General features: G+C 55.3%; 13 protein-coding genes and 1 tRNA gene. 7 read left to right on the top strand and 7 right to left on the bottom strand.

Annotated features, from left to right (window positions below; all coding sequences use genetic code 11):
• Positions 1 to 7 precede the first annotated feature (7 nt).
• The 5 genes from ACR3EJ_RS12800 (at position 8) to ACR3EJ_RS12780 (ending at position 4,471) form a co-directional block, all read left to right on the top strand.
• Entirely contained in the window at positions 8 to 796 is a 789-nt protein-coding gene (locus ACR3EJ_RS12800) for an ABC transporter ATP-binding protein (protein ID WP_170539756.1), read from the top strand.
• On the top strand, positions 793 to 1,623 hold the full coding sequence (locus tag ACR3EJ_RS12795) for an ABC transporter ATP-binding protein (protein WP_170539760.1): 831 nt from the start codon (positions 793 to 795) through the stop codon (positions 1,621 to 1,623). Before ACR3EJ_RS12800 ends, ACR3EJ_RS12795 begins: the two co-directional genes overlap by 4 nt.
• Before the next feature lie 85 nt (positions 1,624 to 1,708).
• On the top strand, positions 1,709 to 2,719 hold the full coding sequence (locus tag ACR3EJ_RS12790) for a branched-chain amino acid ABC transporter permease (RefSeq protein WP_170539763.1): 1,011 nt from the start codon (positions 1,709 to 1,711) through the stop codon (positions 2,717 to 2,719).
• Positions 2,716 to 4,029 (top strand): branched-chain amino acid ABC transporter permease, encoded by a 1,314-nt coding sequence (locus ACR3EJ_RS12785; RefSeq protein WP_170539766.1) that lies wholly within the window; start codon positions 2,716 to 2,718, stop codon positions 4,027 to 4,029. Before ACR3EJ_RS12790 ends, ACR3EJ_RS12785 begins: the two co-directional genes overlap by 4 nt.
• Positions 4,030 to 4,216: 187 nt before the next feature.
• Positions 4,217 to 4,471, top strand: a complete 255-nt coding sequence (locus tag ACR3EJ_RS12780; protein ID WP_170539769.1) for a hypothetical protein — start codon at positions 4,217 to 4,219, stop codon at positions 4,469 to 4,471.
• A 44-nt stretch (positions 4,472 to 4,515) separates the two neighbouring features.
• On the opposite strand, the gene ACR3EJ_RS12775 is transcribed toward ACR3EJ_RS12780, so the two are convergent.
• Positions 4,516 to 6,063: a helicase HerA-like domain-containing protein gene (locus tag ACR3EJ_RS12775; RefSeq protein WP_170539771.1), complete on the bottom strand. Its 1,548-nt coding sequence runs from the start codon at positions 6,061 to 6,063 to the stop codon at positions 4,516 to 4,518.
• Between the two features lie 452 nt (positions 6,064 to 6,515).
• Here ACR3EJ_RS12775 and ACR3EJ_RS12770 point away from each other — a divergent pair, with 452 nt between their 5' ends.
• Positions 6,516 to 7,109: an invasion associated locus B family protein gene (locus ACR3EJ_RS12770; RefSeq protein WP_170470310.1), complete on the top strand. Its 594-nt coding sequence runs from the start codon at positions 6,516 to 6,518 to the stop codon at positions 7,107 to 7,109.
• A 49-nt stretch (positions 7,110 to 7,158) separates the two neighbouring features.
• Here the strand turns inward: ACR3EJ_RS12770 and ACR3EJ_RS12765 are convergent, their stop codons facing one another.
• The 4 genes from ACR3EJ_RS12765 to ACR3EJ_RS12750 are packed head-to-tail and all read right to left on the bottom strand — an operon-like array spanning position 7,159 to position 11,393.
• On the bottom strand, positions 7,159 to 8,367 hold the full coding sequence (locus tag ACR3EJ_RS12765; RefSeq protein WP_170470313.1) for a beta-ketoacyl-[acyl-carrier-protein] synthase family protein: 1,209 nt from the start codon (positions 8,365 to 8,367) through the stop codon (positions 7,159 to 7,161).
• An 8-nt stretch (positions 8,368 to 8,375) separates the two neighbouring features.
• On the bottom strand, positions 8,376 to 8,633 hold the full coding sequence (locus tag ACR3EJ_RS12760; RefSeq protein WP_010440190.1) for an acyl carrier protein: 258 nt from the start codon (positions 8,631 to 8,633) through the stop codon (positions 8,376 to 8,378).
• 32 nt (positions 8,634 to 8,665) lie between these two features.
• Positions 8,666 to 9,757 (bottom strand): UDP-3-O-(3-hydroxymyristoyl)glucosamine N-acyltransferase, encoded by a 1,092-nt coding sequence (gene lpxD / locus ACR3EJ_RS12755; RefSeq protein WP_170539775.1) that lies wholly within the window; start codon positions 9,755 to 9,757, stop codon positions 8,666 to 8,668.
• A 34-nt stretch (positions 9,758 to 9,791) separates the two neighbouring features.
• On the bottom strand, positions 9,792 to 11,393 hold the full coding sequence (locus ACR3EJ_RS12750; RefSeq protein WP_170539778.1) for a L,D-transpeptidase family protein: 1,602 nt from the start codon (positions 11,391 to 11,393) through the stop codon (positions 9,792 to 9,794).
• A gap of 346 nt (positions 11,394 to 11,739) precedes the next feature.
• Between ACR3EJ_RS12750 and mepK the strand changes: the two genes are divergently transcribed.
• Complete coding sequence (gene mepK / locus ACR3EJ_RS12745) at positions 11,740 to 12,309, top strand: peptidoglycan L,D-endopeptidase MepK (RefSeq protein WP_010440193.1); 570 nt, start codon at positions 11,740 to 11,742, stop codon at positions 12,307 to 12,309.
• A 126-nt stretch (positions 12,310 to 12,435) separates the two neighbouring features.
• On the opposite strand, the gene ACR3EJ_RS12740 is transcribed toward mepK, so the two are convergent.
• Positions 12,436 to 12,512: transfer RNA gene (locus ACR3EJ_RS12740), tRNA-Arg, on the bottom strand.
• A gap of 55 nt (positions 12,513 to 12,567) precedes the next feature.
• Complete coding sequence (locus ACR3EJ_RS12735; protein WP_170539781.1) at positions 12,568 to 13,788, bottom strand: cysteine desulfurase; 1,221 nt, start codon at positions 13,786 to 13,788, stop codon at positions 12,568 to 12,570.
• Positions 13,789 to 13,796: the final 8 nt, after the last annotated feature.

Genomic DNA, 13,796 nt, shown 5'->3' with positions numbered 1-13,796 from the left:
GGAAAAGATGATCGTCGTCGAAGACGTGCACAAGCATTTCGGCGGGTTTCATGCGGTGGACGGGGCATCGCTGGAAATCCAAAAAGGGTCCATCACCGGCCTGATCGGTCCGAACGGGGCCGGAAAAACCACTCTGTTCAACGTGATCGCGGGTGTTCTTCCACCGACCAGCGGCAAGGTCCACATGGATGGTGAGGATATCACTGGCCTGCCTCCGCATGAGCTGTTTCACAAAGGTCTACTGCGCACCTTCCAAATCGCGCATGAGTTTTCCTCGATGTCCTGCCGCGAGAACCTGATGATGGTACCCGGTGCGCAATCGGGTGAATCGCTGTGGAACACATGGTTCGGGCGTAAACGTATCGCCGATGAGGAACGCGCACTGAAAGCCAAGGCTGATGAGGTGCTTGAGTTCCTGACCATCGAGCATCTGGCAGATCACAAGGCCGGTCAGGTCTCGGGTGGGCAGAAGAAACTGCTGGAACTTGGCCGCACCATGATGATCGACGCCAAGATCGTGTTTCTGGACGAGGTCGGCGCGGGCGTGAACCGCACCCTGCTGATGACCATTGCTGACACGATTCTGCGCCTGAACAAGGAACGCGGCTATACCTTCGTCGTCATCGAGCACGACATGGATTTCATTGGCAAGATCTGCGACCCGGTCATCTGTATGGCCGAGGGTAAGGTGCTGGCCGAAGGCACTCTGGACGAGATCAAAGCCAATGAACACGTGATCGAAGCTTATCTGGGCACCGGCCTTAAGAACAAAGACAAGCTGGAGGCGGGCGCATGAGCGACAACCCCTACCAGGACGATAAGGGCAACAAGGACGCCTCAATCACCAATCCGCATGGTGTCGGCACCATGACTCCAGCGCATCGCAAAAGTGGCGAGACTCACCGAGTCGAGGGCGGCCCTTTCCTGATTGGTGACACCATGACCGGCGGCTATGGCAAAGGGCCGGACATCCTGCATGATTGCACCATTGCCGTTGACAAGGGTGAGATTGCGGTGATCGTGGGACCCAACGGTGCGGGTAAATCGACCGCAATGAAGGCCGTTTTTGGCATGCTAGACGTGCGCCAAGGGTCTGTGCGCCTGGATGGCGAAGACATCACCAATCTCAGCCCGCAGGATCGTGTGCAGCGTGGCATGGGCTTTGTGCCACAGACCTCGAATATTTTCACGTCGATGACGGTTGAAGAGAACCTTGAGATGGGCGCTTTCATCCGCCGCGACGATTTCACGGAGACGATGGAACAGGTCTATGACCTCTTCCCCATTCTCCGCGACAAACGCAATCAGGCCGCCGGAGAGTTGTCAGGCGGTCAACGCCAACAGGTCGCCGTGGGCCGCGCGCTGATGACCCAGCCCAAGGTGCTAATGTTGGATGAACCCACAGCCGGGGTCTCACCCATCGTAATGGATGAGTTGTTTGACCGGATCATCGAGGTCTCGCGCACCGGCCTGCCGATCCTGATGGTCGAACAGAACGCCCGTCAGGCGCTGGAGATTGCGGACAAGGGATATGTGCTGGTTCAGGGGCGGAATGCCTATACCGGCACGGGCAAGGAACTGCTGGCCGATCCGGAAGTTCGCAAGAGTTTCTTGGGGGGATGACGCCAGTGACAGCTACTCTCGTGTTTGATCACTCTGAAATCAGGTCGAAAAAACGAACGAACTTGGAAAATGAGGTAACGAACTAATGGACTTCCTCAACGCCCTTGTGGCGCTCTCCAACTTCGTTCTTGTTCCCGCAATCGCCTATGGCAGCCAGTTGGCGCTGGGTGCTTTAGGGGTGACGCTGATCTATGGCATCCTTCGGTTCTCGAACTTTGCCCATGGCGATACGATGGCCTTTGGCGCGATGATCGCCGTGCTGGTCACGTGGGCCATGCAGGCCGCCGGGGTCAGTTTCGGGCCGTTGCCGACAGCTCTGCTGGCCCTGCCCTTTGCCATTCTGGGCTGTATTGTGCTGGTGCTGATCACCGATCGACTGGTCTATCGGTTCTACCGAGAACAGAAGGCCAAACCGGTTATTCTGGTGATCGTATCCATGGGCGTGATGTTCATCATGAACGGGCTGGTACGGTTCATCATCGGGCCAGATGACCAGAGGTTCTCAGACGGTGCGCGGTTCCTGATTAAAGCGCGGGATTTCAAGGCCTGGACCGGGCTAAACGAAGGGCTTGCGATCAAGACCTCTCAGGCCATTACGGTTGTTGTCGCAGTACTAGCCGTGGCCGCCTTGTTCTGGTTCCTCAACAAAACCCGCACAGGCAAGTCGATGCGCGCCTATTCGGATAACGAGGATCTGGCGTTGCTGTCCGGTATCAACCCCGAACGCGTGGTGATGATCACTTGGATCATCGTCGCCGCCCTGGCGACCACTGCAGGTGTGCTTTACGGCCTCGACAAAAGCTTCAAGCCTTTCGTCTATTTCCAGCTTTTGCTGCCGATCTTCGCATCGGCCATTGTGGGCGGCCTCGGAAACCCTCTGGGCGCCATCGCGGGCGGTTTCATTATCGCGTTTTCTGAGGTGACCGTCACCTATGCGTGGAAAAAGGTGCTGACCTATCTGGCACCGGAAAACCTGGAACCGTCCAGTTTGGTCCAGTTCCTGTCCACCGACTACAAATTCGCCGTCAGCTTCGCCATCTTGCTGATCGTGCTGCTGTTTAAGCCGACAGGCCTGTTCAAAGGAAAAGTAATATGAGCGAGCCCGTCAAAAACACGCTGCTTTTTGTTGTCGTTGGCGGCCTGATCCTGTTGACCGGGTTCACGCAGAGCTGGAACGCGGCGATCCTGATCCTGAACATGGGCCTGATCTCAGCCATCATGTCGATCGGAGTGAACCTGCAATGGGGCTTTGCGGGCCTCTTTAATGTCGGTGTCATGGGCTTTGTCGCGCTGGGCGGGCTTGCGGTTGTTCTGATCTCAACCCCACCGACACCCGGCGCATGGTCAAGTGGAGGTTACGGGGTCATACTTTCGCTTCTGCTGGGTGCGGCAACCGTGGTTGCGGCCGTTATGGTCGCGCAGAAGATGCCGAAAGGGCGCACACGGACATTTGCGATCATCGGCATTCTGGTTGTTGGCTTTTTTGTTTACCGCGCAATCTTTGATCCCAATGTTGCTTCGATCGAAGCGATTGATCCTGCTGTAGCAGGCAATATCGGCGGGCTGAACCTGCCGGTCCTATTCGCTTGGCCGGCTGGAGGGCTGCTGGCCGCAGGCGCGGCCTGGCTGATCGGTAAAACCGCTCTGGGTTTGCGTTCGGACTATCTGGCGATTGCTACGCTTGGGATCGCCGAAATCATCATCGCGGTTATGAAAAACGAAGACTGGTTGGCCCGAGGGGTCAAGAATGTCTACGGCATACCACGCCCCGCACCAGTGGTGGGCTATGAGGTTGAGCTGCAGCAAGACCCCTCTTTCATCGCGCGGGCCGAATGGTTCGGGCTGGACCCCGTCACCGCCTCGACCCTATCCGTGAAGCTTGGGTATTCGTTGCTGTTCCTCATCGTGTTGCTGATACTGCTCTGGATGGCTCAGATGGCATTAAAAAGTCCTTGGGGCCGCATGATGCGTGCCATTCGTGACAATGAAGTTGCAGCTGAGGCGATGGGCAAGGACGTCACCCGCCGGCACCTGCAAATCTTTGTTCTGGGTTCGGCCATCTGCGGCATTGCCGGTGCAATGATGACCACGCTCGACGGGCAGCTGACACCAGGTACCTACAACCCCTTGCGCTTTACCTTCCTTGTTTGGGTCATGGTCATCGTCGGCGGATCGGGCAACAATTTCGGAGCCGTACTGGGAGCGTTCCTAATCTGGTTCTTGTGGGTGCAGGTTGAACCCATTGGCCTGTGGCTGATGAACCTGATTACCGCAGGAATGCCCGATGGCAGCGCTTTGAAATCGCATCTGATAGACAGCGCAGCACATATGCGGTTGTTCACGATGGGGCTTATTCTGCTGATTGTTCTCAGATTCAGCCCAAGAGGGTTGATCCCAGAGAAATAAGCAAAATTTCGTGAGAATTTCCCCTAACGCGCCGTGAACCGGCGCGTTTTATTGTGCGGAAGATCAGAAAGGGCTAAACCTGCACACTGCGAACCACCACATCGCTGCTGTGCCGAGCTCTGTGCGAGATTGGCGCAGGGTTGTTAACGATCTGAACGTTTACCAGGATGAGAGCATCGACCTCGCTATGAACAAACCACTCAAAATATTCGCTATGGCCGTTCCGACATTGGCATTGTTATCGGCCTGCGTACCCACGCCCGAGGAATTGGAAACCACCCCGGTCAAGGTGCAGACACCAAAAGGGGTCGTGACCTGCCAGCTTTACCGGCATGACTGGGTCAGCTGGGATCGTGCGATCGATTTCCCCGCCACCAAGATGTCGGTGCCCGAGGCAGACAACTACTGCAAACAAGAAGGCCTGCGACGATTGAAGCGCTGATCAGGCGGCGTGCGACCTGTTGATCGCGCGCCTGATCCTACGTTTCAGCGATTGCGAAACAATCCGCCCAGGATGCCGCGAACAATACGGCGACCTGTCGTTCCTTTCAGCTCTTTGATCACGGCCTCGCTCATGGCCGTGGCGAAAGTATCCTTCTTTCGCGAGACACGCGAAGAAGAGCGCCCGACACGACTGCCCGAATATCTGCGGGCCGCGGCATATTCCCGTTCCATCGGGCTCTGCTGCTCCAAAACTTCATCGGATTCGGCCTGTTCAGCCGCGTTGGCCGCCGCATTGGCCCGTTCCTGCAGGATTTCAAAGGCAGATTTGCGATCGATCCGGGTGCCGTATTTGGCACCCATCGGAGACGCTTCGATGAACGATTGACGCTCAACCTTGGTTATCGGACCAAGCTGAGAACCCGGCGGTCGGATCAGGGTACGTTCGACGACACCCGGGACCCCTTTTTTTTGCAGCATCGAGGTTACCGCCTCGCCTACGCCGACTTCGCGAATGGCGGCCTCGGTATCGAAAGCCGGATTCTCGCGATAGGTCTCTGCCGCTAGACGCAGGTTTTTTCGGTCGCGTGCGGTAAATGCCCGAAGCGCATGCTGGATCCGATTGCCCAGCTGGCCGAGGATATCTTCGGGAATGTCGGCTGGGTTTTGCGAGATAAAGTATACGCCCACACCTTTCGATCGGATAAGCCGCGCCACTTGTTCGACCTTGTCCACCAGCACTTTCGGAGCGTCCTCGAACAGCAAATGCGCCTCGTCAAAGAAGAACACCAGCTTGGGTTTTTCCGGATCACCAACTTCGGGCAATTCCTCGAAGAGTTCACTGAGCAACCATAACAAGAAAGTCGCATATAGACGCGGAGACCCCATCAATTTGTCCGAGGCCAGGATGTTCACCATACCTTGCCCGCTTTCGTCAGTTTGCATCAGATCTGAAAGTTCCAGCGCAGGCTCACCGAACAGGTTCGTGCCGCCCTGATTTTCAAGCACCAGCAAACGCCGCTGAATGGCACCAATCGATGCCGTGGAAACGTTGCCATATCGTAGCGACAGCTGGGCTCGGTTTTCGCCAATCCAGACCAGCAATGCCTGCAGGTCTTTCAAGTCCAGCAGCGGCATGCCCTCTTCATCCGCGACCCTAAAGGCGATATTCAGAATACCTTCCTGCGCCTCGCTAAGCTCCATCAGTCTGGATAACAACAGCGGGCCCATCTCTGTCACGGTCGTTCGGACGGGATGGCCTTGTTCACCGAACAGGTCCCAAAAAGTAACCGGGCACGCGGTGTACGAGAATGTATCGAACCCGATCTTTGCAGCGCGGTCCTGAAAGGCTTGATGCAGCTTGTGACTTTCGCTTCCGGGCAGCGCCAATCCCGACAAGTCACCTTTGACATCGGACAGAAACACCGGAACACCGGCTTGCGAAAACCCTTCGGCCAGAATTTGCAGCGTTACCGTCTTACCTGTTCCGGTCGCGCCGGCGATAAGACCGTGTCGGTTCGCGTATTTCAATGACAACCCCTGTGCCACTGAGTATCCATCACCGCCGCCGCCTACGAATATTTTGTTGTCCATTAAGAAACTGCCCTGAATTCTACCGATCTGCTGCAAGCATACAAAGTTAACCTTTCGCTGCGAGAGTAAATGTTGCTCATCGTGGTCTGACTGCGGTGGCAAACTTCCTCCCTGTCGACTGGCCGTGCCTTCGGGCACGGCTTTTTTATGAATTCTGACCAAATCCAACGATATCGGTTCTTTTTTTGGGGGTTAGCAGTTGACCGATGGGTTTCGCTTTCGTAACGTCTGCGCATAACTAAGTCGGCCAGTCCGACGGGGAGAAAAATTCAAGAAGGGAGCCGCTCCACCGGCTCCCTTTTTCATTGCCTGTTCACTGCTTAATTTGCTGTGTTTGGCGCGTATCGGCAAAAAATTGAGTAATTTGCAGACCGTCGTTCGGATTGTTCCTGACACCGCCCTACAACAATGTTAGACGAGGCAAAAAGCTGGATCATCAAGATGAGGCATTTATGATCAGGAAATTGGCACCCCTTAGCATCGTGGCGGCAGGACTTTTCTGCACCACGGCCCTGGCGCAGGAAAGCACCGACGCTCCGGAAACCGGGGCCGAGGTCGGTTCTGATCTGGATTTGGGCCAGACCGGTCCCCGGATTGGCGAGCAATATGAGAAAGAGCAATCGGGCGATTGGAAAATTTCTTGCATCAAATCCGATGCTAGCCAGGATCCGTGCGCCATGGTTCAGATTCTGAACAATCAGCAAGGCGATCCAATCGCCGAGGTGTCGATCGGCAAGTTGCCGCAAGGAGGTGCCGCCGTCGCTTGGGCAAATGTCGTGGTTCCGCTTGAAACACTTCTGCAGGCTCAGTTGGCGGTTTCAATCGATGGTGCGCCGCGCAAGTTGTATAACTATCACCACTGTGTCCCGGTAGGATGTCTTGCGCAACTGGGACTGACACAGGGCGATATCGATGCCATGAGATCGGGATCCACTGCAGTGCTCTCGCTGGTCCCTGCCCGCCTGCCGGATCAGGTGCTGAACATGGAGATGTCGCTAAGCGGTTTCACCGCAGCATTTGATGGCCTGACTGAGTCAGCAAACTGATACCGAATTTAGCTAAAACCCGGGCCGTTGCTTAACAGCGACGGCTTTTTCATATCCGCTTTAGCGCGAGAACGGCATTCAATCCGCCAAAGGCAAACGCGTTGCTAAGTGCGACATCGACCTTCGCCTCACGCGCTTCGTTCGGCACCACATCGAGTGCACATTCGGGGTCAGGCTCTTCATAGCCGATAGTCGGGGCGACAATTCCGTCGCGTAAGGCCATGATACAGGCCAGCAACTCGACCGCGCCAGTTCCACCAATCAAATGACCATGCATTGATTTGGTGGACGAGATCATAAGGTCGTCTGCATGAGGGCCAAATACATCAGCAACCGCAGCGCATTCGGTTTTATCATTGGCAGCCGTGCCAGTGCCATGCGCGTTGATATACCCCACGTCACTGGCGTTTAATTTGGCATCCGCCAAGGCACCGGCCATCGCCCGAGAAGCCCCTTGTTTGCTTGGCATAACGATGTCGGCCGCATCTGAAGACATGGCAAAGCCCACGACTTCGCACAGGATTTCAGCGCCACGCGCACGCGCATGTTCATATTCTTCGAAGACAAAGACACCCGCTCCTTCGCCTTGCACCATCCCGTTTCGGTTCGCACTGAATGGGCGGCAGGCATCTTTGGACATGACACGGAGCCCTTCCCACGCCTTAACACCGCCAAAGCAAAGCATCGATTCCGACCCACCAGTTACCATGGCTGGTGCAGCCCCACTGCGCACCATCTGAAACGCCTGTGCCATGGCATGATTCGATGATGCACAAGCGGTCGACACCGTGAAGCTGGGGCCTTTCAGGTTGTGTTCCATCGAAACGTGGCTGGCTGCTGCGTTGTTCATCAATTTGGGGACAACAAATGGATGCACCCTGTTTTTACCGTCCTCGTAGACCGAACGATAGTTGTCATCCCAGGTTGAAACACCGCCCCCGGCGGTTCCCAAAACAACGCCTGACCGTGCCGCGGTATCGCCCGAGAACACAATGCCTGACTGGTCAATCGCCTCTTTGGCAGCGGTCAGCGTGAACTGTGTGAACCGATCATACAGCGTCATCTGCTGACGATTGAACCGCCCCTCAGCCTCAAAACCGCGCACTTGCCCGCCGATCTTGATCGACAACCGGTCTACATCACGGAACTCAAGATCTGAGATACCGCATCGGCCTTCACGCATGGCTTCCAGCGTATCAGGGACAGAATGACCCAGAGAATTGATGGTGCCCGCACCCGTAATGACGACGCGTTTCATACCGGAGGTCAGACCTTTTCCGATACAAGTTTTTCTATGCCCGCAATAATCGCGGCCACGTTTGAAATATCGAAATCACTTGCGGTGGGTTCGTTCGCGTTGAAGGGCACCGTGATATCAAACTCTTCTTCGATGGCAAAGATGCTCTCGACCAGACCCAGGCTATCGATGCCCAAATCCTCGAGCGTGCTGTCGGGCGTCACATCCGAAGGCTCAAGCACGGCCTGCTCGGCAATGATTGCAATGACGCGGTCGCTGATGCTCATCTCGATCCCCTGGTTATCGTGTTGGGGTTGATTTAATCGCTTGGAGCCTGTTTGGAAACAGCCTTTTTCAACGCCTCAACGTCACGGGCCAAACGGGGCAACCGGCGTTGGGCTTTGTAAATCTCTGTGTGGCTTTCCATTTTGATCGCTGGATAGCCCATAATCACGCGGCCAGCAGGCACATTCGACAGGATCTTGGTGCCTCCACCGGATATTACCCCATCACCGACAAAGATGTTGTCGGAAACGCCGGTCTGACCACCCAATACAACGTTATTTCCGATCTCAACTGAACCGGATACTCCGGTCTGACCACATAGCAAGCAATCCTGCCCCACGCGCGTGTTGTGACCTACATGTACAAGGTTATCCAACTTGGACCCGCTTCCGATCACGGTGTTGCGGATAGTGCCGTTGTCGACCGTACAGTTCGACCCAACTTCAACATCGTCGCCAATCTCTACCCCCCCAAGTGAGTGAATGCGCAACCAGCTCTGCGCTTTTGCATCCCCTTGATCGCCAAGTGTTTTCCGCGCGTTTTCAGCGCCTGATACCTCAGGCGTGACGTAGCTGAACCCGTCACCTCCGATACGCGCGCCCGGCTGAGCAATAAAACGATCACCAATCTGCGCCCGCGCCCCAATGCTTACCATCTCGCGAAGCAGAGCGCCTTCACCCAGCGAAGCATCCATCCCAATCACGCAATGCGCGCCGATAACCGAACCCTTACCGATCTTTGCCCGCGCTCCGATCACGGCAAGCGGACCGACCGATACGTCCTCTCCAATCTCAGCAGTTTCATCGATAACAGCCGATGGGTGGATCCCCGGTGCAATGCCCTGCCCGCGATCCAGCATCGACGTTATTCCGGCCATCGCCATACGCGGGCGCTGAACAAAGATGGCGGCCTCAAGACCCAAAGCCTGCCAATCTGCCCCATCCCAAAGTACAGCGGCCCGCGCCGCGCCATTCGCCAAGGCTTCGGCGTATTTGGGCGACATTGCCATCGCCAGATCGGTTGGTCCCGCATCGCCTGGCTCGGCTGCGCGAAGGATCGTCAAACTCGTCTGACCCTCGGCCACAGCACCAAGAGCGTCGGCGATTTGCTGAACTGTGAATTGCATGCGGGCTTCCTCGTGGCGCGTAGTTGCCCCGTGATTACCCCTGAACGTCCGGCAGGGCTACCCCTGCCTTTTGCAATGCCTCCCAGATCTTGCGATCACGGTCATATACATCACGGCGATATTGAACCTCACCCTTCGGTCCGACATAGGCCGTTCTGTAGATCAGATGCACCGGCACCGGGTTTTCAAGGTTCACCTTCGTCTCTTTTCCAGTGTTCAACACACGTTGGAAGAAAGATTTTGGATCCTCTTCCTGTTTGGCCAGCAATGCATATGCAAATTCAAATGGCTGCGCCAATCGAATACATCCGTGTGAGAAAGCCCGAACCTCGCGCGCGAACAAAGACTTCTGTGGCGTATCGTGGAGATAGATGTTGTGCTTGTTCGGGAACATGAACTTCACCAGACCCAGCGCGTTGCTTCTGCTTGGTGGTTGACGCATCGAGAACGGGAAGTTCCTTGCGGTGAACTGGGTGAAATCAACAGCGCCCCGGTTAACTTGCCGCCCCCCACGATCAGTAATCTGGATATGCCCCACTGCGTTCGGGTTAGCTTGTAATTTCGGCAGGTACTCTTTGGTGATGATTGAACGCGGAACATACCAGCTGGGGTTGATCACCATATGCTCCATCTCGTCCGAAAATTCTGGACTACGGCGATCATGTGTATTTTTGCCAATGACTGCGCGTGTCTCGAACGTGACCTGACCGTCATCAACGATCTTTGCCGAAAAGTCTGCCTGATTCACCAGAATATGGCGCTCACCACGTTCTTCGGGCAGCCAACGCTCACGTTCCAAAGCAACGTAAACCGCTTTCAGACGGTCGGATACTGGCCGATTGATCTCGGTGATTGTTCCATTACCTGCAACGCCATCCGGTTCAAGCCCATGTGCGGTTTGAAACGCCTGAACGGCAGCAAGCAACACGTCATCATAGTTGGGGCTTGCAGTGGGCTTCAAATAACCCATAGCGACCAACCGATTGCGCAATTTGATGACATTCGCGCCTGTGTCTCCGCGCTCAAGCTTTGTGACAGGAACGGTCTCACCCCACCCGCCCTTTTCGATCAGCGTTTCGAGCGCAATTTTCTGCTTCATCAACGCGCGATACTGGCGTGATTGAGGCATAATCTCACTGAAGTACTCATCACCATCGCCGGCAACAAGACGCTTCAGGTGTTCTTGCGGGTTGCGCTGTTCAACATCCCGTACAAGGCCAACATCGATTTGCGAAGGTGAAGTAACACCGGACTGTATATCGTTGGCATATTTAGCAAAAACTTGACTTAGCTCAGCCTCGATCAAACCCAAATCACGGGTTGTTCTGGCGTCCTGCATCTTCGCAATCAATGCCGAGACATCATAGCGCGCGCGCGGAAGCCCATGCATGTCGATTGTTGACAAAGCCTTGATCAAGGCAGCGCGCCGCGCTTCATGTTCAGGAGTGCTGCCTACCCACACCGGATCAAACGCATTTTTCCGGTAGAACTCAGCGATCGCAGTGTTTGAAACCGTGCTTTCAGCCACCGCCATCTGGAAGGCGGTGTCAGACGTTCCCGCCAAGGCGAGAGAAGCTGAAACTGCCACAAAGGTAGCTGCAAATACACTAGAACGAGCCCGAGAAACAAACGACATCAGATAGCCTTGGTTATTCAATGAATTGCCGCAAAATTTCAGCGGCGTTTAGAAATAATGTTTGGAGGCGCAGTCAATGTCTATTCACAAATATATCAATTAGCCTCTTCTTTTTACCGTGATGCGTGTTTGCATCGTTGGAACCCGGGATGCAGAATTATCATGCATGTTTGCATCAGTTGCGCAAAAAACTGCCGAAAATTCCCCCTTGATTAAAGCGAAGGCAAAGACTCCTTGGCGGATGATTCCGACTGTGCAATAAATCCCGCATCTGGGATGGGATAAAAAATTAATACAGCGCGCGTAACATCGCGTGCAGGCAGGAACAGTACGGGACGAAACTGAAATGACCAAGAGCAGTACATCGGGCTTGACCCGGCGTGCCCTATTGGGCGCATTCGCCGCAACGGCGGTTGTCGCGGCACCAACCTATTCCAAAGCAGCAGGTTTTCTTCGCGGCGGTGGCGACATTCGCCGCATTCGTATGTATTCGGGCCGCACCGGTGAGCGGATCGATATGGTATATTGGGTTGACGGAAAATATATTAAGGACGCGGTGAAAGAGGTTAATCACTTCATGCGTGATTGGCGCAGCGATCAGGTCAAGGACATGGACCTGCGCACGATCGACATCATGGCTGCGGCGCATAATATGCTGGATGTAAGCGAACCCTATATGCTGCTGTCTGGTTACCGCTCACCGCAAACCAATGCCATGCTGCGCCGTCGCTCTCGCGGTGTCGCCAAGAATTCCTTGCACATGAAAGGTCAGGCAGCGGACTTGCGTTTATCCTCGCGCTCGGTCTCGCAAATGGCGAAAGCTGCAATTTCCTGCCGCGCCGGGGGCGTTGGCCAGTACTATCGGTCGAATTTCGTGCATATGGATTGCGGTGTCATCCGTTCGTGGCGCGGCTGATTTAACTCGTTATCTCGTACCATAATATGAACCCCCTCAGTTGTTTCTGATGGGGGTTTTGTTTTGTCGGTAGCTAGATTGCATACCAAACGCTACTGTGCAGAGCAAAAACAAACACTCGAGAAGTGGCGCACCTGAGAGGATTCGAACCTCTGGCCTCTGCCTTCGGAGGGCAGCGCTCTATCCAGCTGAGCTACAGGTGCCTTGGCCGTTAGCTACCCTCGTTCCAATCCGGGTGCAACTGCAAATGCGACCACATCAGGCAAACAGATCGTGGGCCAATTCCAAAGCATCGATCAGCGTGTCGACCTCTTCGGTCGTGTTGTAGAGGCCGAAGCTGGCGCGGCAGGTGGCGGTGACACCCAGATGGTCCATCAATGGCCCCGCGCAGTGATGGCCCGCACGCACTGCGACACCTTTTTTGTCAAGTATCGTCGAAACATCGTGGGCATGCCCTGCCCCGTCCAGCGTAAAGCTGAAGATTGCGGCCTTGTCAGGTGTGGTTCCCTGAACCTGCAGCCAGTTCAGCCCGTTCAGTCGTTGCATCGCATAGTCGCGCAGACCCGCCTCATGTGATGCAATGTTCTCCATGCCTAAGTCCATCATGTAATCCAGCGCAACGCCCATACCGATGGTCTGCACGATGCCCGGCGTTCCGGCTTCGAACTTCATCGGTGGGTCATTGTAGATCACCTGATCTTTTGACACCTCTTTGATCATGTCGCCGCCCCCGATAAAGGGGCGCATTTCGGCCATGCGTTCCGATTTGATGAATATCGCACCTGAACCGGACGGGCCGTACAACTTGTGGCCCGTTATCGCGTAAAAGTCGCAGCCGATATCCTCGACATTCACGGGCATATGGACAGCGCCTTGGCTACCGTCCACCAGTACCGGAACACCTTTGGCGTGGGCCGCTTGTGTGATCGATTTGACGTCGACCAGTGTGCCTAAAACGTTTGAACACTGTGTCACCGCCACCAGCTTTGTCTTCGGCCCGATTGCGTCGATGACGGCTTGTGGATCAAGATGACCGGTTGTGTCCACATCAACCCACTTCAGAACGACGCCCTGCCGTTCGCGCAAGAAGTGCCAGGGTACGATGTTTGCGTGATGTTCCAACACGCTGAGCACGATCTCGTCCCCCGCCTGCAGATGCGGCATCGCCCAACCGTAAGCGACGAGATTGATCCCCTCGGTCGTACCCGAGTTCAATACAATCTCTTCCTCGTTCGAAACGCCCAGAAAACGCGCGACAGTGCCCCGGACGGACTCGTACTTTTCGGTCGCAAGATTGGACAGGTAGTGAAGCCCGCGATGAACGTTCGAATACTCATGGGCATAGGCCTGCGTGACTGCGTCAATAACAGCCTGAGGCTTTTGCGCGGATGCGCCATTGTCGAGATAGGTCAGAGGCTTTCCGTTGACCTGTCGCGACAGGATCGGAAAGTCGGCGCGAATTTTCTGTACGTCATACATGGACAAAG

Source organism: Ruegeria sp. AB11 (assembly GCF_056536325.1).
The sequence above is the reverse complement of the archived record's forward strand: the minus strand, read 5'-3'. Positions and strand labels throughout refer to the sequence as shown.

What these genes read in the sequence shown, in the direction of transcription:
- ACR3EJ_RS12800 (WP_170539756.1), top strand. Translation starts at nt 8, where the DNA reads ATGATCGTCGTCGAAGACGTGCACAAGCATTTCGGCGGGTTTCATGCG.
- ACR3EJ_RS12795 (WP_170539760.1), top strand. Translation starts at nt 793, where the DNA reads ATGAGCGACAACCCCTACCAGGACGATAAGGGCAACAAGGACGCCTCA.
- ACR3EJ_RS12790 (WP_170539763.1), top strand. Translation starts at nt 1,709, where the DNA reads ATGGACTTCCTCAACGCCCTTGTGGCGCTCTCCAACTTCGTTCTTGTT.
- ACR3EJ_RS12785 (WP_170539766.1), top strand. Translation starts at nt 2,716, where the DNA reads ATGAGCGAGCCCGTCAAAAACACGCTGCTTTTTGTTGTCGTTGGCGGC.
- ACR3EJ_RS12780 (WP_170539769.1), top strand. Translation starts at nt 4,217, where the DNA reads ATGAACAAACCACTCAAAATATTCGCTATGGCCGTTCCGACATTGGCA.
- ACR3EJ_RS12775 (WP_170539771.1), bottom strand. Translation starts at nt 6,063, where the DNA reads ATGGACAACAAAATATTCGTAGGCGGCGGCGGTGATGGATACTCAGTG.
- ACR3EJ_RS12770 (WP_170470310.1), top strand. Translation starts at nt 6,516, where the DNA reads ATGATCAGGAAATTGGCACCCCTTAGCATCGTGGCGGCAGGACTTTTC.
- ACR3EJ_RS12765 (WP_170470313.1), bottom strand. Translation starts at nt 8,367, where the DNA reads ATGAAACGCGTCGTCATTACGGGTGCGGGCACCATCAATTCTCTGGGT.
- ACR3EJ_RS12760 (WP_010440190.1), bottom strand. Translation starts at nt 8,633, where the DNA reads ATGAGCATCAGCGACCGCGTCATTGCAATCATTGCCGAGCAGGCCGTG.
- lpxD (WP_170539775.1), bottom strand. Translation starts at nt 9,757, where the DNA reads ATGCAATTCACAGTTCAGCAAATCGCCGACGCTCTTGGTGCTGTGGCC.
- ACR3EJ_RS12750 (WP_170539778.1), bottom strand. Translation starts at nt 11,393, where the DNA reads ATGTCGTTTGTTTCTCGGGCTCGTTCTAGTGTATTTGCAGCTACCTTT.
- mepK (WP_010440193.1), top strand. Translation starts at nt 11,740, where the DNA reads ATGACCAAGAGCAGTACATCGGGCTTGACCCGGCGTGCCCTATTGGGC.
- ACR3EJ_RS12735 (WP_170539781.1), bottom strand. Translation starts at nt 13,788, where the DNA reads ATGTATGACGTACAGAAAATTCGCGCCGACTTTCCGATCCTGTCGCGA.